Annotated in this window: 23 protein-coding genes and 1 tRNA gene; 5 read left to right on the forward strand and 19 right to left on the reverse strand. The window is 55.0% G+C overall.

Going from position 1 to position 19,939, the window contains the following annotated elements; genetic code table 11:
* Positions 1-79 precede the first annotated feature (79 nt).
* The 5 genes from mtfA to OGW44_RS20640 all read left to right on the forward strand — a co-directional run bounded on the left by mtfA (position 80) and on the right by OGW44_RS20640 (position 4,718).
* Positions 80-877, forward strand: coding sequence for a DgsA anti-repressor MtfA (gene mtfA / locus OGW44_RS20620; RefSeq protein WP_047357950.1), 798 nt, complete (start codon positions 80-82; stop codon positions 875-877).
* 99 nt (positions 878-976) lie between these two features.
* Positions 977-1,052: transfer RNA gene (locus OGW44_RS20625), tRNA-Asn, on the forward strand.
* Between the two features lie 262 nt (positions 1,053-1,314).
* Positions 1,315-2,352 (forward strand): extracellular solute-binding protein, encoded by a 1,038-nt coding sequence (locus OGW44_RS20630; protein WP_047499042.1) that lies wholly within the window; start codon positions 1,315-1,317, stop codon positions 2,350-2,352.
* Positions 2,336-4,024, forward strand: coding sequence for an ABC transporter permease (locus OGW44_RS20635; protein WP_185654814.1), 1,689 nt, complete (start codon positions 2,336-2,338; stop codon positions 4,022-4,024). Before OGW44_RS20630 ends, OGW44_RS20635 begins: the two co-directional genes overlap by 17 nt.
* A 10-nt stretch (positions 4,025-4,034) precedes the next feature.
* Positions 4,035-4,718 (forward strand): ABC transporter ATP-binding protein, encoded by a 684-nt coding sequence (locus tag OGW44_RS20640; protein WP_185654815.1) that lies wholly within the window; start codon positions 4,035-4,037, stop codon positions 4,716-4,718.
* A 23-nt stretch (positions 4,719-4,741) separates the two neighbouring features.
* On the opposite strand, the gene ldtA is transcribed toward OGW44_RS20640, so the two are convergent.
* The 19 genes from ldtA to OGW44_RS20735 form a co-directional block, all read right to left on the reverse strand.
* A complete protein-coding gene (ldtA, locus tag OGW44_RS20645; RefSeq protein ID WP_185654816.1) occupies positions 4,742-5,671 on the reverse strand; it encodes a L,D-transpeptidase in 930 nt (309 codons plus the stop codon).
* Between the two features lie 125 nt (positions 5,672-5,796).
* On the reverse strand, positions 5,797-6,861 hold the full coding sequence (cobT, locus tag OGW44_RS20650) for a nicotinate-nucleotide--dimethylbenzimidazole phosphoribosyltransferase (RefSeq protein ID WP_016156857.1): 1,065 nt from the start codon (positions 6,859-6,861) through the stop codon (positions 5,797-5,799).
* A gap of 24 nt (positions 6,862-6,885) precedes the next feature.
* Positions 6,886-7,629, reverse strand: a complete 744-nt coding sequence (cobS, locus tag OGW44_RS20655) for an adenosylcobinamide-GDP ribazoletransferase (protein ID WP_016153511.1) — start codon at positions 7,627-7,629, stop codon at positions 6,886-6,888.
* Positions 7,626-8,171 carry a bifunctional adenosylcobinamide kinase/adenosylcobinamide-phosphate guanylyltransferase gene (gene cobU, locus OGW44_RS20660; protein WP_016153512.1) on the reverse strand — a complete coding sequence of 182 codons (546 nt, stop codon included), beginning with the start codon at positions 8,169-8,171 and terminating at the stop codon, positions 7,626-7,628. The genes cobS and cobU overlap by 4 nt, the downstream gene beginning before the upstream one ends.
* Entirely contained in the window at positions 8,168-9,688 is a 1,521-nt protein-coding gene (locus OGW44_RS20665) for a cobyric acid synthase (RefSeq protein WP_049270773.1), read from the reverse strand. Before OGW44_RS20665 ends, cobU begins: the two co-directional genes overlap by 4 nt.
* Positions 9,685-10,500, reverse strand: a complete 816-nt coding sequence (locus OGW44_RS20670; RefSeq protein WP_016153514.1) for an energy-coupling factor ABC transporter ATP-binding protein — start codon at positions 10,498-10,500, stop codon at positions 9,685-9,687. The genes OGW44_RS20665 and OGW44_RS20670 overlap by 4 nt, the downstream gene beginning before the upstream one ends.
* Positions 10,501-10,508: 8 nt before the next feature.
* On the reverse strand, positions 10,509-11,186 hold the full coding sequence (locus OGW44_RS20675) for an energy-coupling factor ABC transporter transmembrane protein (RefSeq protein WP_185654880.1): 678 nt from the start codon (positions 11,184-11,186) through the stop codon (positions 10,509-10,511).
* Positions 11,173-11,454 carry an energy-coupling factor ABC transporter substrate-binding protein gene (locus tag OGW44_RS20680; RefSeq protein WP_006683999.1) on the reverse strand — a complete coding sequence of 94 codons (282 nt, stop codon included), beginning with the start codon at positions 11,452-11,454 and terminating at the stop codon, positions 11,173-11,175. The genes OGW44_RS20675 and OGW44_RS20680 overlap by 14 nt, the downstream gene beginning before the upstream one ends.
* Positions 11,455-11,456: 2 nt before the next feature.
* Positions 11,457-12,194, reverse strand: coding sequence for a cobalt ECF transporter S component CbiM (gene cbiM, locus OGW44_RS20685; protein WP_016153516.1), 738 nt, complete (start codon positions 12,192-12,194; stop codon positions 11,457-11,459).
* Complete coding sequence (locus OGW44_RS20690; protein WP_016156863.1) at positions 12,191-12,904, reverse strand: cobalt-factor II C(20)-methyltransferase; 714 nt, start codon at positions 12,902-12,904, stop codon at positions 12,191-12,193. The genes cbiM and OGW44_RS20690 overlap by 4 nt, the downstream gene beginning before the upstream one ends.
* Positions 12,901-13,695 carry a sirohydrochlorin cobaltochelatase gene (gene cbiK / locus OGW44_RS20695; RefSeq protein ID WP_016156864.1) on the reverse strand — a complete coding sequence of 265 codons (795 nt, stop codon included), beginning with the start codon at positions 13,693-13,695 and terminating at the stop codon, positions 12,901-12,903. Before cbiK ends, OGW44_RS20690 begins: the two co-directional genes overlap by 4 nt.
* A gap of 10 nt (positions 13,696-13,705) precedes the next feature.
* On the reverse strand, positions 13,706-14,491 hold the full coding sequence (locus OGW44_RS20700; RefSeq protein ID WP_016156865.1) for a cobalt-precorrin-6A reductase: 786 nt from the start codon (positions 14,489-14,491) through the stop codon (positions 13,706-13,708).
* Positions 14,488-15,213 carry a precorrin-3B C(17)-methyltransferase gene (locus tag OGW44_RS20705; protein ID WP_003030278.1) on the reverse strand — a complete coding sequence of 242 codons (726 nt, stop codon included), beginning with the start codon at positions 15,211-15,213 and terminating at the stop codon, positions 14,488-14,490. The genes OGW44_RS20700 and OGW44_RS20705 overlap by 4 nt, the downstream gene beginning before the upstream one ends.
* Positions 15,213-16,268 (reverse strand): cobalt-precorrin 5A hydrolase, encoded by a 1,056-nt coding sequence (gene cbiG, locus OGW44_RS20710; RefSeq protein ID WP_016153520.1) that lies wholly within the window; start codon positions 16,266-16,268, stop codon positions 15,213-15,215. The genes OGW44_RS20705 and cbiG overlap by 1 nt, the downstream gene beginning before the upstream one ends.
* Positions 16,249-17,022, reverse strand: coding sequence for a cobalt-precorrin-4 methyltransferase (locus OGW44_RS20715; protein WP_003030275.1), 774 nt, complete (start codon positions 17,020-17,022; stop codon positions 16,249-16,251). The genes cbiG and OGW44_RS20715 overlap by 20 nt, the downstream gene beginning before the upstream one ends.
* On the reverse strand, positions 17,015-17,584 hold the full coding sequence (locus OGW44_RS20720) for a decarboxylating cobalt-precorrin-6B (C(15))-methyltransferase (RefSeq protein ID WP_016153521.1): 570 nt from the start codon (positions 17,582-17,584) through the stop codon (positions 17,015-17,017). Before OGW44_RS20720 ends, OGW44_RS20715 begins: the two co-directional genes overlap by 8 nt.
* Complete coding sequence (locus OGW44_RS20725) at positions 17,574-18,179, reverse strand: cobalt-precorrin-7 (C(5))-methyltransferase (RefSeq protein WP_137352154.1); 606 nt, start codon at positions 18,177-18,179, stop codon at positions 17,574-17,576. The genes OGW44_RS20720 and OGW44_RS20725 overlap by 11 nt, the downstream gene beginning before the upstream one ends.
* The gene (gene cbiD, locus OGW44_RS20730; protein ID WP_016153523.1) at positions 18,173-19,309 is read right to left on the reverse strand and encodes a cobalt-precorrin-5B (C(1))-methyltransferase CbiD; all 1,137 of its coding nucleotides are present in this window, start codon (positions 19,307-19,309) and stop codon (positions 18,173-18,175) included. The genes OGW44_RS20725 and cbiD overlap by 7 nt, the downstream gene beginning before the upstream one ends.
* Positions 19,306-19,938, reverse strand: a complete 633-nt coding sequence (locus tag OGW44_RS20735; RefSeq protein ID WP_185654817.1) for a cobalt-precorrin-8 methylmutase — start codon at positions 19,936-19,938, stop codon at positions 19,306-19,308. Before OGW44_RS20735 ends, cbiD begins: the two co-directional genes overlap by 4 nt.
* Between the last annotated feature and the right edge of the window lies 1 nt (position 19,939).

Raw genomic sequence — 19,939 nt, forward strand, 5'->3', positions numbered from 1 at the left:
CATGATGCCAGGTAATTTGGCATTTTAACAGACCCAGTTCCGTCAATTTCGTTCAAGTGACGAGTTTGCGAGCAAAACGATGATTAAGTGGCCCTGGAAAGAACAAGAAGCAACCCGGAGTGACGATTGGCCGTGGGACGACGCCCTGGCTATTCCCCTTTTGGTGAATCTCACCGAGCAAGAACAAGCCAGACTTATTGCCCTGGCCGAGCGCTTTTTACAACAAAAAAGGTTAGTCGCTCTTCAGGGGTTTGAGCTGGACCCGCTAAAAAGTGCGCGCATTGCTCTGCTATTCTGTTTACCTGTTCTGGAAATGGGGATTGAGTGGCTCGACGGGTTTCATGAAGTTCTCATCTACCCTGCCCCATTTGTCGTAGACGATGAATGGGAAGACGATATTGGGCTGGTGCATAATCAACGCGTGGTACAGTCCGGGCAGAGTTGGCAACAAGGCCCGATAATCCTCAACTGGCTGGATATTCAGGATTCCTTTGATGCCTCCGGCTTTAATCTGATCATCCATGAAGTGGCGCACAAGCTTGATATGCGTAATGGCGATCGTGCCAGCGGTATTCCGGCGATTCCCCTGCGCGATATAGCCGGTTGGGAACACGACCTGCATGCTGCAATGAACAATATTCAGGATGAGATCGATCTGGTTGGAGAAACTGCGTGCAGTATAGATGCCTACGCAGCGACTGATCCTGCTGAATGCTTTGCCGTGCTATCCGAGTATTTTTTCAGTGCTCCTGAATTATTTGCTCCGCGTTTTCCTGCCTTATGGCAGCGTTTCATCCAGTTTTATCGCCAGAACCCCATGGAGCGGTTACGCGATACCCGGGGAGACGACGATTATCGCTCACCAAACACGCATTAACACTGAATTTGAAGATTAATTAACCAATTGAAATGACGCGCTAATTTTACTGTTGACACCTCATGATGAGGTCAGTAATATGCGCCTCGTTCACACGATTCCTCTGTAGTTCAGTCGGTAGAACGGCGGACTGTTAATCCGTATGTCACTGGTTCGAGTCCAGTCAGAGGAGCCAAATTTAAGAAGCCCGCTTAAGGAAACTTAAGCGGGCTTTTTGCTTTTAACGTCTGTGTAAAAGCTGCCTCTATAAGCGCTCAGTCTGCCATAACTCCCCATTCCATGCCGCATCACATCGTTGATTAAAGTTGTGTAAATGTAAATCGTTTAAACTTTGCAATTATTGTAAGTGCTAGTGATTATCATTTATTGTACGCGAGCCAAAAGAACGAGCCCCGACTCGGTTCACTGTATGTTCCAATTACTCTGGGATAAAAACGATGAATGCTCTGACTCGCACCGGATTGCGCCGTATCACGCTTGCCTCTGCCCTCCTCTTCTCTGTCAGCCTGCCGGCTTTCGCTCAGGAAACGTTAACGCTTTACACCACCCGTGAACCGGGCCTGATCCAGCCTTTACTTGATAGCTGGACTAAAACCAGCGGTATCAAAGTAAGTACGGTCTATATCAAAGACGGTATGCTTGAGCGTGTTAAGGCTGAAGGCAAAAACTCCCCTGCCGACCTGCTGATGACCGTCGATGCCGGAAATCTCATCGATTTAGTTGAAGCCGGCGTCACCCAGCCGGTAGAGTCAGAAGCGCTGAAAGCCGCCATTCCGGCGAATCTGCGCGGCGCGGATAATCAGTGGTTTGCGCTTTCTATGCGCGCCCGCGTACTGTATGCCGAGAAGTCGCTGCCAATCGATAACTGGCATTACGAACAGCTCGCCAGCCCAGAATACAAAGGTAAAGTTTGTATTCGTTCCGGTCAGCACCCCTACAACACGGCGCTGATCGCCGCGATGATTGCCCATCATGGTGAAGCCAAAACCGAAGAATGGCTGCGCGGCGTGAAGGCTAACCTGGCGCGTAAAGCCACCGGCGGCGATCGCGATGTTGCCCGCGATATCCTCGGTGGAATTTGTGATATCGGCCTGGCAAACTCCTATTATGTCGGCCATATGAAAAACGCCAAAGAAGGCAGCGATGCTCGTCAGTGGGGCGATGCCATTAAAGTCGTTAAACCAACCTTTGAAAATGGCGGTACGCACGTCAACATCAGCGGCGCTGCCGTTGCCCGCTATGCGCCAAATAAAGCCGATGCCGTTAAGCTGATGGAATATCTGGTTTCCGCGCCTGCCCAGCAGCAGTATGCGAAAGCGAACTTTGAATATCCAGTACTGAAAGGCGTAACGCTTGACCCGGTCATTAGCGCCACAATCGGTGAAATCGACGTCGATAAAACGCCGCTCACCGAGATCGTGAAGTATCGTAAACAAGCTAGTTTGCTGGTAGATAAAGTTGGATTCGATCAATAAACCGCTGCAGTTTCCGACGTTACGCGGCCTGGTTTCCGGGCCGCAGTCATTATTAACGCCGTTGCATCTTGGCGCATTGTGCGTCGCGTTTGGCGTCCTGACCCCCATCGTTGCGCTGATCTGGCAGGCCACCCAGGCTGATTTATCCCACTGGGATAATCTTATGACATATGTACTGCCTTCAGCGCTCAAAAACACCGTGCTGTTGCTAGCGGGTGTCGCGATAATGGTTGGCGTCATTGGCGTAGGCAGCGCATGGGCGGTAACGGCATGGGATTTCCCTGGGCGAAAAATTCTCAGTTGGGCGCTGCTGTTGCCGCTGGCAATGCCGACCTACATCGTTGCCTTTGCATGGCTCGATCTGCTGCATCCGATTGGCCCGTTGCAAACCTTTATCCGTTTTATACTGGGCTTTGACAGCCCGCGACAGTTCCGTCTGCCCGATTTACGTTCCCTTTCCGGCGCAATAATCTTGCTCGGATTAGTACTTTATCCTTACGTGTACCTGACAACCCGCGCCATGTTTATCAGCCAGCCGGCCCATCTGTTGGAAGCTGCCCGTACGCTGGGTTGCAGCACAACCGGGACCTTTTTTCGTGTTGCACTCCCCATGGCACGCCCGGCACTGGCCGTCGGGATCAGTCTGGCGCTGCTGGAGACGCTTAACGATATTGGCGCGTCGGAATTTCTCGGGGTACAAACGTTAACCGTTACCGTATACACCACGTGGATCTCTCGCTCTGATTTATCTGCCGCAGCGCAAATCTCCTGCATGATGCTGATGTTTATATTCTTTATTCTGACGCTGGAATTTTATGGCCGCAGAAAACAGGGATTCAGCAGCCGTAGCCTGCGGGAAATTCAACCCACCCGCGTGCAAGGCTGGCGTGGCTGGCTACTCGGTGTCGTTATTTCGCTGCCAGTTGTGCTGGGCTTTCTGGCCCCGGTGCTGTTTTTAATCTGGGAAAGCGCCAAACGTATAGGTGACGAGAGCCCTATATCCTCCTCGTTACTGGCTGCATTACAAAATACGTTATCACTGGCCGCGGGAACCACGTTGGTGGTGGTTTGCGTCAGTATGTTGGTGGCCTGGAGCGCGCGGCATAGCGCCGCAGACAACGCGATGCCAGGATTTCGCCGTGGTGTAATGCGTCTGGCTTCTTTAGGCTACGCGGTTCCCGGTACAATTCTGGCGATTGGTTTTTTAACCCCCGCCATGGCAGTCGACCGCTGGCTGGCAGATTTACTGGATGTTCGCGGCCTGCCGCTGATGTCTGCCGGGATCCTGCTGGTAATTTGTTGTGCCATGCGTTTCCAGGCGATTGCTATCGGCGCACTGGATTCCGGCCTGGGCCGCATTCCGCCTTCGCTGGAGCAGGCTTCTCGTCTGTTGGGTGAGAATGGTGCCGGCACATTTGCACGGGTTCATTTCCCATTGCTGCGCCCGGCGTTAGTGAGTAGCGCCCTGCTGGTTTTTGCCGATGCCATGAAAGAACTGCCAACAACGTTGCTGTTGCGCCCGGTAAACTTCGAAACGCTGGCTACGTTGCTGTATGCAGAAGCCGCCCGTGGAACCTATGAAGAAGGTGCTATCGCCGCGCTAATGATTGTTTTAGCTGGCACGCTACCGGTTATTTTGTTGGTGCGTCACCAGATGACTCGCCGTGGTTAAGAGAGTAACAATGTCAGAAATTGCATTACGACTCCAGGATGTGCATGTTGCCTACGGCAACAGTCAGCAATCGGTGCTGAGCGGGTTTTCAATGTCGGTACGTAAAGGAGAGATCGCCTGTCTACTGGGCGCTTCAGGTTGCGGAAAAACCACAGTGTTACGTGCAGTTGCCGGATTTGAACGGCTGCGAAGCGGAGAGATCTATGTGTCGCAGCGCCGCGTTGCCGGTTCCGGTGTTCATCTGCCGCCGGAAAAACGGCATGTCGGCATGGTCTTTCAGGAATATGCGTTATTCCCTCACCTGACGGCGCAACAAAATGTGGCCTTTGGGTTACGACGTATGCCGCGTGAGCAGCAGCAGGTCCGGGTGGCGGAACTGTTAAAAATGGTGGAGTTGCACAGTCATGCCAGCCGTTATCCGCATGAACTGTCCGGCGGTCAACAGCAGCGTATCGCTCTTGCGCGCGCGCTGGCGCCGCATCCGGAAATCCTGCTGCTCGATGAGCCTTTCTCCAGCCTTGATAAGCGCACGCGTGAGCGTCTTGGCAACGAGGTGCGGGATATTTTGCGTGCCGCCGGGCAAACGGCACTGCTGGTTACACACAGCGAACACGAGGCGCAGCTAATGGCAGACCATATTGGCGTGGTAAAAATGGGCCAGTATCAAATTAAAAAAGCGCCCCACTCAGGCTAAGGGTCACAGGGTCGCCTTGAAAATTAGTAATGGGTCTGAGTCAGACTGATATTCACCGGCATGCCGGAGCGTCTTTCCAGTGCCTGATTTCCGCGACTCATATCCACGTCATTCCCGCTGATGAAGGTACGCAGCGCGGGGGTGACTGGCAAGGGAACTTTTCTGTCAGACTCGTATTCCGACCGGTTTCGTGACAGTGGTTCATGCACTTCCACCCAGCGACTACCGTCCGGCTCTACGCTGTATTTCACCGGTCGGTCTATCAGTTGCACACGCGTCCCTACCGGTACGGTATCAAACAGATATTTAATGTCGTCATTACGCAAACGGATACACCCCTGACTTACCCGCAGACCAATACCGAAATTCGCATTTGTGCCATGAATGGCATAAAGCCTGCCGATATAAATCGCATACAGTCCCATCGGGTTATCTGGCCCGGCAGGAACAAACGCCGGCAGGCTTTCCCCACGTGCTGCGTATTCGCGCCGGGTATTCGGCGTAGGCGTCCAGCTTGGTGCTTCCTGCTTACGTTCTACCGCCGTCACCCAGTTACGCGGCGTTTCTCTGCCCGCCTGGCCAATGCCAATGGGTAAAACCTCAACCGTATTGCTGCCAGCGGGATAATAGTAAAGGCGCATTTCTGCGACGTTGATTACGATCCCCTCGCGTACAGTATCCGGTAATATCAGTTGCTGTGGCACAACCAGCGTAGAGCCAGACTTAGGCAGAAAAACATCCACGCCGGGATTGGCCTCCAGCATATTGCTCAACCCCTGTCCGTACTGCGCGGCAAAAGCTTCCAACGGCTGAGTGTTTCCTGAAGGTACCGTAATGGTCAAAGGGCTCCCCACCAGGCGACTGCCTTCAGGCGGGAGCGGATAACTCACCGCCTGCGCGCTCTGACTCACGAGCAGCATAATGAGTGAACAAAGCAGTTTTACACGACGCATCTTTTTCCTTTCCTTCGCCGCAGCAGATATCCGTTAATTATAGCTTTTATTATCTGTTTTAGTGGGTTACGCCTAAAATCCGCATAAAAAAACCCGCCATAAGGCGGGGTCAGGAACTCACGTAACTATGCTTCCTTACCATCCGGAAGCACAATGTTACTGGCGGCAAGCTGCCCCATGTTGTTGTACATTGCACAGGCGGCTTCAACAATCGGCATCGCCAGCGCGGCCCCGCTGCCTTCGCCCAAACGCATCCCCATATTGAGATACGGCTCCAGTTCAAGATGCGCCAGCGCGGTGCGAGCCCCCTTCTCGGCGGAGAAATGTGACGGGATCAGGTAAGGTTTAATCTGCGGCGCAATCTGGCAGGCTGCCAGCGCAGCGGAATAAGAGAGAAAACCGTCCAGCACGACCGGCAGGCCGCAGGAGGCCGCCCCCAACATCACCCCCGCCATGCCGACCAGATCAAACCCGCCTACCTTAGCCAGCACATCGATACCGTCATTACGATCCGGTTGATTGACGGCAATTGCTCGCCGCACAACATCGACTTTATTGCCTACTCTTGAAAGCGGCAGGTTAGCGCCGATGCCTACTACATCCTCGGCATCGCTGCCGGTCAGCACGCTGACGATTGCCGCCGCTGGCGTCGTATTTGCCATACCAAGTTCACCGACGCCAAACAGCGTTACGCCATCTTTGGCCAGCTCATGGGTATAGCGAATAACCTCCAGCAGCAGCTCCTCGGCCTGCGAACGACTCATCGCCGGGCCTTGTGCAATATTGCCGCAGCCGCGCGCCACGCGCATATTCACCACGCCAGGGATAAGCTCAGCATCGATGCCGACATCAATCACATGTACCTTTGCCCCCGCCTGAGCGGCCAGCACACAAACGCCTGTCGTCCCACGCGTCATATTAGCAGCCTGAATAGCCGTGACGATTTTAGGCGAAACGGCAACCCCTTCATCCCATACACCGTGATCGGCGCACATCACCAGCATCGCTTTGCCATTCACATGTGGTACGCCCTTCAGACCCGGCATTCCGGCCAGTTGCACGGCGAGCGACTCGAGCCGACCAAGACTTCCCGGCGGTTTAAGCAAGCCATCGACATGCTGCTGTGCACGCAGCATCGCAGCACTATCAGGTGAAGGGATTGCGTGGAGTAAAGAGGTTAAAGTCTGCATAAGGGTTCCAGTATGTTGGCTGACTCAGAGCAGAGCCAGCAGGAAAATCAACTCGCCAAGTTCAATGGCTGCGCCCAGCGTATCGCCGGTCTGCCCACCCAACGTGCGTTTTAATAACTGCCCAAGAATAAAAATCGCCACCATCGTAACAACCAGCGCCGCCACGCCGCGCATGCCCGGAAGAAGCACGGCAGCCAGGATCGCTGCAAATCCCAACGTGACGCAGGTTTGACGCCCGGTGACTTTACCGATAAAGACGTTGCCCAGCCCTTCTTCGCGGGCGTAGCGATGTCGATACATCAGCAAAACAGCGGTACCCCGCCCGGCGACACAAGCGGCTGCAAGCGCCGCCAGCATCGGCGTGCCCCGCAAAGCCAGTTCGCTCACCACCAGCACTTTTGCCAGCAACACGAAAATTAACGCCAGTCCACCGTGAGTCCCCAGCCGGCTGTCACGCATGATTTCCAGCATCCGCTCGCGTCGACGGGCCGAAAAAATACCGTCACAGGTATCCGCCAGACCGTCGAGATGAAATCCCCCGGTCAATAACGCCAGCGTGAGGACTGCAAACAGGGCCGCCAACGGCACCCCACACCAGGGCTGCAGCGCCATAAAGACCAGCCCCGTCAGCCCTCCCAGCACCACGCCAATTAGCGGGAACATCACAATGCCACGTGAATAGTGCTCGAAATCCAGTCCTTGCGACCAGCGAGCAGGAACGGGCAAGCGACTAATAAAAGAGAGCATTGCCCAGAACAACTTACTCATTTAATTTTGACTCCAATTCCTGATACCACCAGCCAGACCTCATCAGCCGCCGCCGCCAGTCGCTGGTTCACACGTCCTGCAATATCGCGAAAATGCCGTGCCAGACGGTTCTCCGGAACAATCCCCATTCCGACTTCGTTAGTGACCAGCACAACCCTGGCCGGACAGCGCTGACAGGCCGCAATCAGCGAACGAATTTCATCCTCAATAGATTGCTCCATCGCCGCGTAATCCCAGCTATCCGGGTCGCTATCACCGCCCAGCGCAAACAGCAGGTTGGTCACCATCGTGGTGATGCACTCCAGCAGAATAGCTTCTTGTGGATCGTTTGCTGCCGTAATCAGTTCATCGAGATGTTGCCAGCGTTCGGCTGTCCGCCAGTGCGCAGGACGTCCGTCACGATGATGCTGAATTCGCGCAGCCATCTCCTCATCAAAAATCTGCGAAGTCGCGATATACAAAACGTTTGGAGAGTCTGCGATCAGCGCTTCCGCATGCCGACTCTTGCCGCTTCGCGCGCCGCCAGTCACCAGAATCATCATACTGGCTCCCGGTGTTGCTGCATGATGGTATAAATTTTCTCAATATCGATGTGTTGCCGCATCGCATCCGCCAGCAGATCAAACTGCTGCGATTTATATTGCGCGTAATGGAAGGTGGAATCCAGCGGCGCTAACCCTTTACGTTCTCGCAGGCCATTAACCAGCGCACGGGTAAATTCATCGCTGTCGAACAGACCGTGAAGATAGGTGCCGAACGCCAGGCCATCGGCAGTGACCGCGCCATCAGCCACGTTACCGCCGTCTTTACGCAGCGTCATCACCGACCGGCATTCCTCGGTTAATGCCGTTTCGCCCATATGGATTTCATAACCGCGAACGGATAATCCCGCGGTACCCGCCAGCCAGTCCGGCAGCGAGGAGGACATTTGTCCCTCAACCAGGGTCGTGGTTTTATGCTGGGCAAAATGCGTTACGGTATCGAGCAAGCCCAGACCCGGCAACGTACCGAGTCCTGACTCAACTTCATCAATGATGGTTTCGCCGAGCATTTGATAGCCACCGCAAATCCCCACTACGGGTACGTTATTACGATGTAATTGCACCACGCCATGCGCCATCCCGCTTTCACGCAGCCACACCAGATCGCCCAGGGTGTTTTTGCTGCCGGGCAGAATCACCAGATCGGCCCCCGCCAACTCTTCAGGCTGGCGAACATAGCGCACGCGCACATCCGGCTGTGCGGCAAGCGCATTGAAATCAGTAAAGTTAGAAATGTGTGGTATCTGAACAACGGCGATATCGATGTCGCGTTTGTCTGTGCGCAAATATTTGCCCTTTTGCAGCGCAACGCCATCTTCATCTTCCAGATCAACGTCCAGCCATGGCATGACGCCCAGGACCGGAACGCCGGTCAGCGCTTCAATTTGCTCAATCCCGGAATACAGCAACGCCACATCACCGCGAAACTTATTGATGATCACCCCTTTTACCCTGGCGCGTTCATGGTCGTGCAGTAGCGCCAGCGTGCCGTAAATGGAGGCAAACACCCCGCCGCGGTCGATATCCGCCACCAGAACGACAGGGCACTGCGCCATTTCAGCCATACCCATATTGACGATATCGCGATCGCGCAGGTTAATCTCAGCCGGGCTTCCCGCCCCTTCCAGTACCAGCACATCGAACTCCTGCGCCAGACTGTTATAAACAGACAGGATTTGATCCCGTAGTTTCGGTTTGTACTCGTGGTAGCTCACCGCATCCATATCGGTTGCCACTTTGCCCATCAGCACAACCTGCGCTTTACGATCGCTGGTCGGCTTAAGCAGCACCGGATTCATACGCACATCTGGCGTAATACCGGCGGCCTCAGCCTGAAAAATTTGCGCGCGGCCCATCTCTTTGCCCTCTGGCGTAATGCCAGAGTTCAGCGCCATGTTCTGCGATTTGAACGGTGCGGTACGCAGTCCATCCTGATAAAAAATTCGACACAGACCGGCGACCAACACGCTTTTACCTACATCAGATGCCGTTCCCTGCAACATTATTGCCTGCGTCATGACGCCTCCTTCAGTGCGTTCTCTCGCATACAGCTAAAAAATTCAGCCTCTGTTTTACACAGCGGGAAGCCCAGCTCGGTATGCAGCTTCACCAGCCAGGGCTGAGTTAATCCCGCTTGTTCAATAAGATCCGTCCGGGCAAACACATCACCCGGCGAGCCGTGCGTTAGCACTTCACCCCGGCGTAAAACGTACACTGCATCGCTGACTTCATAGATAAGATCGATATCATGGCTGGAGATAACCACGTGGTTTCCTTGCGCTACGATGCGTTTGATTATCTCAATCATCTGCGTGCGACCTGATGGGTCAAGGCCCGCAGTAGGCTCATCCAGTAGCAAATACTGCGCCTGCAACACCAACGCCCCGGCAATCGCCACACGTTTTTTTTGCCCGTGGCTTAAACACTGAATAGGCTGATGGCGAAAATGCTGGGCATCGACCAGCGTGAGCGCATCATCCACCCGGCGGGAGATTTCAGTCTCATCCACCCCAAGGTTGCGCAGGCTGAAGGCAATATCGCTGTCGATATCGGTATAAAAAATTTGCTGATCGGGATCCTGAAATACGGTTGCCACCTGCTGACGCAGCGCCAGCAGGCCGCGCTTGCTGTAATCCAGCGGTTTGCCTTGCCACATCACCGCGCCTTCCTGCGGGCGCAGTAAACCACTCAGGTTCATAAACAGCGTGGATTTCCCGCAGCCATTAGCACCTACCAGCCCGGTGACGGCATGCGTTGAAAAGTCCAGCGTTAGCCCTTTGAGGATTGGGTCATCCTGATAGCGAAACCAAAGCGCTGAAGTGGCAAGCATACTTTTCCTTACAGGTGAAAATCACCCTGATACAGTTTGATATCCAGTGTGGTGGTCATTTGCTGGTAGCGGATCAACACGCGGGTAAACAGCAATCCCACCAGCATCGCCAGCGAGCGATAGCCCAACGGCAAGCTACGATAACCAAAACGTAGCGTTTGTGCGCGATGAATAGCCAGCGCCTCGTCTAACAGGATAAAAATAAAGCGCCAGGTTAGCAGGATCTGCTCAGTGAGCAGGCGAGGAACGTGCGCGCGTTTGAGTAAGATAATTAATTGCGGAAACGGCAGATTCAGGACCAGCCAGAACGTCGCCGCCAGCGCAGCCAGGCTGCGCCAGAAGGTTTCATTGGCGGTGACAAGCCCTGGATCGCTAACGCCTAACCAATAGCTTCCAACGGGGATGCTGGCCAGCAGCGTCTGCGGATCGCGGCTAAAACTAAACAGAATGGTCACGACGCCGACCGTCAGAAAACCAAACGGTAATGCCATCCAGCGACACCAGCGCCAGAAGGAAATGCGCAGCAGCCAGCAGCTCAGCGCGGCAATCAGTAACAGCTCAATACCCTGCCCCAACGGGGGCAGAGTAAACGCCAGAATCATCATCATCAGCCAGAGCAGAAATTTCCGCACGGGTGAGACATGAAACCAGCGGCTTTGATAGCTAAGCCTGTCAAGCCCGGTCATCACGGCGTTGCCTGCCCTTGGTGTAACCCAGAATGTAGAAAATCACGGCTGCGCCCAGCGATCCCTGGAGCGTAAACAGCAGGCTTTCAATCTCACCGCTTGCCGGTTCATACAACGGCTGGAACCACGGCTCATAATGTGGGGCAATTGCCTGAATCTGACTCTCCGCCTCACCGTCTGAGCCGCCGTACTCTCCACCATGGTTGATAAAGAACGGCAGGATCACCAGCGCCACTACCATCCCTAACAAAATCAGCGTCTTTTTCATCGTTAATGTCCTTGAGCGGTAATCAACTGCCGTTTGGTTAACTGGTCATAAATCATTACGGTGAGCAGACCTTCCGCTATCGCAATTGGGATCTGCGTCAGGCAGAAAATCCCCATGAACTTGATGATTGAACCCGTAGCACCAGCGGATGGGTCCGGGAACGCCACGCCCAGTTGCACCGAGGTCACGAAATAGGTGACGAGATCCGCCAGCATCGCGCACAGGAAGACGCAAACATCACGACGCAACCCCGCACGGCAGGCCATTTTCCATACCATGTAACCCACTACCGGGCCAATCACCGCCATCGACATGCCGTTAGCGCCAAGCGTTGTCAAACCACCGTGCGCCAGCAACAGCGCCTGGAACAGCAGGACGATTGCCCCGAGGATTGCCACCACGCCCGGTCCAAACAGGATAACCGCCAGGCCTACCCCGGTAGGGTGCGAACAACTTCCGGTAACAGAAGGAATTTTCAGCGCCGACAGCACAAAAATAAACGCGCCGCACAAAGCCAGTAACACTTTTTGGTGACTATCTTCCTGCACGATTTGGCGCAGCCGCACCAGCCCGTACCACAGGCACGGCAAAAACAGCAGCCACCAGGCCAGCGCCCACATCGGCGGCAAGAAACCTTCCATTATGTGCATGGCGAACGCTTGTTCAGGAACAACCATCAGTAATAGCGCCGCAGCCAACCCGCTGAAAGACAGCTGTTTTAGCTGTTGTTCAAGCTTCATTGTGCATACTCCCACTGTTTATTGACCAGAATGGTCGAGAAATAAGGCAGCGGCTGATCGTCGCTCACCTCATCGAGATGACGCCAGCACTGTTCACCCGGCAGCGTGGCTTCAGACATCATCAATGCACAGCCCAACAAACCCTCTTGTTGCAGCAGCGCTTTGATGCGCGCAAAACGACCGTATACCTTCATCAGCACCAGACTGTCATGCTGCTTTAACGCCTGCTGGATTTCCGCTTCCGGCGCGGTACAGGAGACCACGGCCAGTGACTGTTGCTCCATGGCGAGCGGCGTTTTTGAACGCGCGGCAATCGCAGCGAAAGAGGTCACGCCCGGGACGATTTCTAACCAGTCAGGACAGCCAATACGCTGGAGTAAAAAAACCCAGGTGCTGAACAGCATGGCGTCGCCGAGTGTAATAAAGCCCACCTGCTTACCCGCTTCGACTTCCTGAACTAGCGCGGCCGCAACGTCATCCCATACCGCCTCTTTTTCGGCGCTGTCAGCACTCATAGGAAAATGGCAGCAGCGAACTTCGGTCTGCTCGCCGATATATTCACGTACGATCGACAGCGCCAGACTGTCGCCACCTTTGCGCCCGGCGGGCGCATAGAGAATATCCAGCGTACCCAGCGTGCGTGCGGCCCGCACGGTGATAAGATCGGAAGCGCCTGGTCCGGTGCTTAATGCGTACAGTTTTCCGCTCATGCTGCTTCCTCCAGCGCCACATTAAGCGCCTGTTGTAAATGCGCCACGAACATAGCGCGAACCGCCGGATTCTCACCCAGACCACTGAGCCACGGCGTAGCCGGTATCCCGGCCGCATTGAACAATGTTTTCCAGGAATCCTCTTCGTCAGAGGCCATATCATTGATGGCATGATCGCCAGCAACTAACATCAGCGGCATCAGATGCACCGCCGTCACCCCTTCCTGAGACAAACTTTCAATCAGCACATCGACTTCCGGGTAGCTTTCCACCGCCCCAACCCGCGCCGGGTAGCGCTGTGCCGTCATCATATGGTCGAGGCAGGCATAGGCGGCAAAGGCATGATGGCTGGCACCGTGTCCCATAAACACCACTTTTTCATTTTCGCCAAGCACCGGCATTTGCTGTTGCAGCGCCAGCATCAGCTGGGCGTAATCGTCATGGCTGCTCAGCAGCGGAACACCCAGCGTCAGGCGAGAAAAAAGCGGGCGCATGCTTTGCACTTCGCGGACAATTTTTTCGTATTCATCACCGTTGATAATGTGCAACGACTGAATAGCCACGTCCTGATACCCCTGATCCGCCAGCTTTTGCAGTGCCTGCAGCGGCGTGTCGATCTCAATGCCGTCGCGCTGCTTGAGCTTGCGGATAATCATCCCGGAGGTAAACGCCCGGAACAGGTCGCGGTCAGGGCAACTGGCTGCGAGATCGCTCTCGCAAGCCACAATATTTTTCTCACAGGTGTCGTGATAGCTGGTGCCAAAGCTGACCACCAGAAGCGCCTTTTTCATCTCTAACTCCTTAAGCAGCGGCCAGCCAGCGCGTTAAACGCGCCCCAAAGGCGGCCTGACTTTCCAGTAACTCTTCTCCCGTCACCAACGGTGCCGGACGTGTAATCACGATGCAGGGGATACCAGCATCCAGACAGGGTTGAACTTTTTCCTGATAACCACCTTCCGCACCGGATGCCTTAGTGATCACCACATCAGCCTGACACTGGCGGTAAAACGCAGCGTTGAACTCGGCGCTAAACGGCCCGCACAATGCAAAAATCTCACCGACGCCAAATCCCAGGTCCGCGCATTGCTGAATAACCTCGGGTACAGGCAGGACGCGCGCCAACAGCGTTTTTTCAGGCAACCCTTCGCGCCAGATAGCCAGATCTTTACTGCCGGTCGTCAGCAGCACGCGGTCACCGAAACGGCGCGCAACCTCGCAGGCTTGCTGAATACTCTGTACGGTATAAAGCTGCGGGTGGGTTAAACCGCTTAACTGCTCAGGACGTTGATAGCGGCTCAGCAGTACCCCCGCCGCTTCGCAGGCGTTCATGATGTTGCGGCTCACCACCTCGGCATACGGATGCGAGGCGTCTATCACCCAGCGCGTCCGATTTTCCTGTAGCCAGGCAATCATTTGTTCGCGCTCCAGACGCCCGCAGCGCACCTGACCTTTGATATCTCCCGCCAGCTGCTTCCCCGTTGGAGTCGCAACTGACAGGGTGTAGGCCACATTGGCTGCGTCCAGTTGTTGGCACAGCATGCGCGCATCGCTGGTACCGCCCATGACCAACACATCACCGTAATTCACAGCACATAACCTCGTGGCGTGATCATCAGGCCGTCCTGAACATAGGTTGTTTTGTTGCCAACGATCACAAGGCTGGTCATATCAACCGGTTCAAAGTCCATTTCACCCAGGGTGGTCAACCATTTTTCCTGTTTTTTACGTCCGGCTGACTTCACAATACCCACCGGCGTTTGCGCGCTCTTGCTGGCAGAAAGCAGCTCAAATGCGCGCGCCAGATGTCCTTCGCGACCCCGACTGCGCGGGTTGTAGAAACAGATTACAAAGTCTGCTTCGCCGGCAGCCACTATACGTTTTTCGATAACTGGCCACGGTGTTAACAGATCGCTTAAGCTGATGTGGCAGAAGTCGTGCATCAACGGCGCGCCCAGCAAAGAGGCGGCGGCAATGCTGGCCGTCATTCCTGGGATCAGCCTGACCTCAACGTCCAGCTTTTGCTTGCTGACCAGCTCAAGCACCAGCCCGGCCATACCGTAAATCCCTGCATCACCGCTGCTGATCAGCGCCACATTGTGACCTGCCTGCGCCAGTTCGATCGCCGCCTGGCAGCGTTCAATCTCTTTGCACATCCCGGTTTTGATCACCTGCTTGTCGCCAGTGAACGCTTTTACCAGGTGGGTGTAGGTTTTATAGCCAACGATGATTTCCGCTGCCTGCAATGCTTCAACGGCTTCCATGGTCATCATTGCCTGCGAGCCAGGGCCAATTCCAATTACGCTTAACATCAGTGTGAAACTCCCAAAGTGATAGTGACGCCCTGTTCTCGCAGGGTCTCGCCTAACAGTTTTCCGTGGCTCAGCAGCCAGGCTGCAGGACCGGAAACGCTTCCTGTACCCACCGTTTTGCGAACAAACGATGAGGCCGGAAAACGGTGTTCATGCTCACGCAGCGCGTCAGCAGTAAAGGTTTCGAAAGGAACGCGACAGCACGAAGCCAGTTGGATAAGTCCCTGTTCATCTTTTTTCAGCGTGATACTGCCAATCGCTTTAAGCGCCAGCGGATCGAGCTGCTGGGCTTCGAGTTGCCTGGCAAGCAGCGCGGCCAGCAACGGGAACGGCGTGTCACGACGACAACCAATTCCGGCCACAACACGCTGCGGCACCAGCTTCCAGTGCGGAACAGGCAGATCGGGTAAGTTGGTGCGTAAGGTGATACACACCAGCGCATCCAGTTCAGGAAGCTGATTGAGATCGGTTACCGTGATAAATCCGCGCCGGTCGCAATGACTGACATCCTGCGTCAGTTCATCATCCCACCACAGCCCAACCCGCTTATTACTGACCAGCATCTGATTAACGATCTTCACCGCCGAACGGAAATCACTCATCCGGGCATTCAGTTGAAATGCCAGCGTATCCAGTGCCGCCATATCGTTGACATCCGTCGCCGTGGTGATCACCGGATCGGCGCCCAACATGCCCGCCAGATACCGCGCCAGCGCATTGGCACCACCCGCGTGACCGGAGAGCAGGCTGATGACATGCTGGGCGCGTTCATCAATGACCACCACCGCCGGATCGCAAAATTTGTCGTTGACCAGCGGGGCCAGCACGCGCACCGCAATGCCGGTCGCACCGATAAAAATCAGCGCCGAGTAATTCGCAAACGCTTCGCGGGCGGTATTCGCAAAGCCGTTTTCGAAAGGAATAAATCCCTCCTCCAGCAGCTTTTCACTGGTAAAACAGGTGACCGGCAGCATGGCCGCCAGACGTTTTGCCAGCGTAACACCTCCCGGGGTCAGGCAAAAAAGCGCAATTGACTCAGGCTTTACGGTATTCATGGCTAAAGTCCGCCGCATAGAGTTTGGAGTAGTGATACTCCGAGCCCAGGAAATTACCGACCAGAATAAGGGCCGTTTTACGGATGCCCGCATCACGAACCTTGTCGCCAATATCCGCCAGGGTACCGCGCACAGTCTGGCTTTCCGGCCAGGTTGCCTTGTAGATCACCGCCACGGGCGTGGTCGCCGGATAACCGCCTTCAATCAAACGCTCGGCCACACGATGAATACGCTGAACGGACAGATAAATCGCCATAGATGTCTGGTGACTGGCAAATGACTCCAGCTGTTCGCGCTCCGGCACCGGCGTGCGTCCTTCCAGGCGGGTAATGATCAGGCTCTGTGAGACCTCAGGCACGGTATACTCAACGCCCAGCTCCGCCGCCGCACCAAGGAATGCGCTGACGCCGGGCACCACCTGCCAGTCAATCCCACGTTTGGTCAGTTCCTCGCCCTGCTCGCGCACGGAACCGTACAGCGAAACATCGCCGGTTTGCAGACGCACCACGGTCTTACCCGCTTTCACTCCGGCTTCCATCAGATCAAGGATCTGCTCCAGATGCAGTTCAGCGCTGTCGTGGCATTCAGCACCAGCAGGGCAATATTCCAGCAATTCCGTGTTAATCAGCGAGCCGGCGTAGATAACAACCTGCGCCTGCTGTAGCAACCGGTAACCTTTGAGGGTAATCAGCTCGCGATCGCCAGGACCTGCGCCAACAAACCACACGCTACGGGGATCAAAAATCTCAGACATGGTTTCCTTCCTTCTGACAGGCGATAACAAATACGGGGTTATTCGGTTTGAAATAGTGACCACTGCCAAGCGTGGTAAGCGAGGAAACCTGTAGCTGCAGGCAATCCACTCCCGGTACGCCAAGATGGTCCAGATGTGCCAGCGCGGTGTTGAGGTTTTCCTGGAGGATGAATGTCATCACCAGCCGCCCTGCGGGATGCAATTGACGCATTGACCAGTCAATCAGTTCAGTCAAATGGCCGCCGCTGCCGCCCATGAAAATGGCATCGGCTTTTTCAGCGATGGTCATCGGCGCAACACCGGGAAAAATGTCGATGTTTGCACAGGCAAAATGCTGGCGGTTTTCATCCAACAACCTGAGCGCCGCCGGGTTACGCTCGATTGCCGTCACGCGCAATCCAGGGTATTGCAGCGCGGCTTCTATCGACACGCTGCCGGTTCCCGCGCCAATATCAATCAGGTGACTGGCGCGGTGTAATTCAAGTTTTGAGAGGGCAAGTGCACGTACCGCTTCTTTGGTCATCGGCACTTTCTCTCCACGTAAAAACAGCTCATCTTTCATCAAGGATCACCACTGCATTCATGTCATAGTCGGCGTTAACTTCGTTCACAGGCAGGAAATGGATCCGTTCGTTTTCCATTGCCAGGTTTTCGCCAATCACCATCCAGCGATGTCCCTTGCCTCGTGCAATGAGCTGCTGCGCAATTTCACGCGGGCCGCACTGCGCATCTGTCACCATAGCCACCTTGTTATGTCGCGCCAGTTCATCGAAACAGACGCTGCGACCATGGCTACTGGTCAGCCACATATCGTTCATATCAATACCGGACTGCGCACACAGGTACTGCACCGCGCTAATACCGGGAATAATGCGCACATTTTCAATACCGAAATGCGCCACCATGCGCGTCCCGATGCCGTAAAACAGCGGATCGCCAGATGCCAGCACCACAACGCGTTTCTCCTGGTGCGCGCAAATCCAGTTCAAAAGTTCGAGAATATTGGCGCCGAGAACAAACTGTTCACCGGTAAAATCCGGGAATTGCTGCAAATGTCGCTTTCCACCGACCAGAACATCAGCCGTTGCGACCGCTTCGCGCGCAGCAGGCGTCATCAAATGCAAACCGGCTGGCCCCATCCCTACAACGGTTAACATTGCATCTCCTCAGCAATCTCTGCGACCGGGCGATTACTTCCAAGCACCTGATTATCAAAAGAGAACATGATGGCGTCACAGGTCGGGGGATTTTTGGTAAAGCGCAACGTTTGCAGAACGCGCATACAGATGCGCTTAGCCAGATGGTTGTAAATGTGCTGAAAACCGTATGCTTCTATGTGTTCCATCGCCGCCTCGGTGGTATCGCAGTCGCTGACCAGCGTGAGCAGTTCCAGCGGCGCCCCCAGTAACGCGAGGTGGGCCACCAGCGTTTCCATGCGAGCATCGGCAATATGGCTGTGGGTATGAAAGATCCCCGCCGCAATTTTGACGAGCTTACCAGGGTGTCCCACCAGCACAATTTGTCGGAACCCCAGACGGACGGCTTCTTCAATCATGTAGCCGACAAAATTGCTCATAGTGACCACAACCTGGGTGTCGATCCCCATCTGCTCACGCACAAAACGTTCGCCGTGGTTTCCTGGCACCAGTACGACACGCTCCAGCCCCGCCGCTCGCTTAATTTCCAGCTCCAGCGACAGTGAACGTTTCCAGCTTTCTTCTGACATCGGCGTGACGATCCCAGTCGTACCAATGATCGAAATGCCGCCCAGAATGCCAAGGCGGGAGTTGTAGGTTTTTTGCGCCCGCTCTTCGCCTTCCGGCGCGAAAATTTCAATTTGCGCCCCACGATTCGGACCAATCGCCTCACGAACCGCAGACTCAATGGTCTGGCGAGGTGTGCGATTAATCGCCGAACTGCCCACCGGCAGGCCGATCCCTTTGCGGGTTACCGTGCCAACGCCTTCCCCGCCCTGAAGGGTTATCTCTTTGCTATCGTTTAACGTCACGCGGGCAAAAATCAGCATGCCGTGGGTGGCATCCACATCATCGCCACCGTCTTTGCGGATGGCGGCTATCGCCTGCTGTCCTTCGATATGTGGTGACTCTACGTTCAGACACAGCGTCACACCTGATGGCGTCACGATAGAAACCTGATGGATCAGGTGCTGACGCAATACCATCAGCGCCGCCACTTTTGCCGCCGCCGTCGCGCACGATCCCGTGGTATATCCTTTACGCAGCGCTTTACCGTTGTGCCACACCGGCGTATCGAAGGACTCGCTCATCGCGCCCCCTGCATGTGATAAAGCATGGCGTTGACGATCGCGGCGGCGACGTTACTTCCCCCTTTACGACCTAACGCAGCAATGGCGGGCAGATGGCTTTGGGTCAGTGCATCTTTCGACTCTTCGGCACCGACGAACCCAACCGGTACGCCAACGACACCACTGACGGCCACATCATGCTCAAGCAGGCGGAACAGCGCTGTCGGCGCGTTGCCAAACACAAACAGCTTTTCACCCTCTTCCTTCACCGCAATGTCAACGGCCGCCATTGACCGGGTAATGCCCTGCTCTTTTGCCGTCCGCACGACCCGCGGGTCGCTGATGTAGCAGCGGCATTCGCCACCGAATTTTGCCAGCAGCGTTTTATTAATCCCGGAAAGGGCCATAGTGGTGTCGGTATAAATCACGCTCGAACGGCTAAGCGCCGCACAGAACTGCTCCAGCACATCACTGGAAAACCACAGAATGTCCAGCCAGTCGAAATCCGCTGTCGTGTGAATGACCCGCTTGATAATGGCTTCATGTAACGGGCTGGCAAACTGATAGTCCGGACGGGTTTCACGGATGATCTCGCCAATAATGTCGAAACTTTTGGCCTCAATCGCCTGGGGTTGCTGGATATATTGCATT

The organism is Citrobacter sp. Cb023 (assembly GCF_030336805.1).
GTDB lineage: Bacteria > Pseudomonadota > Gammaproteobacteria > Enterobacterales > Enterobacteriaceae > Citrobacter > Citrobacter braakii.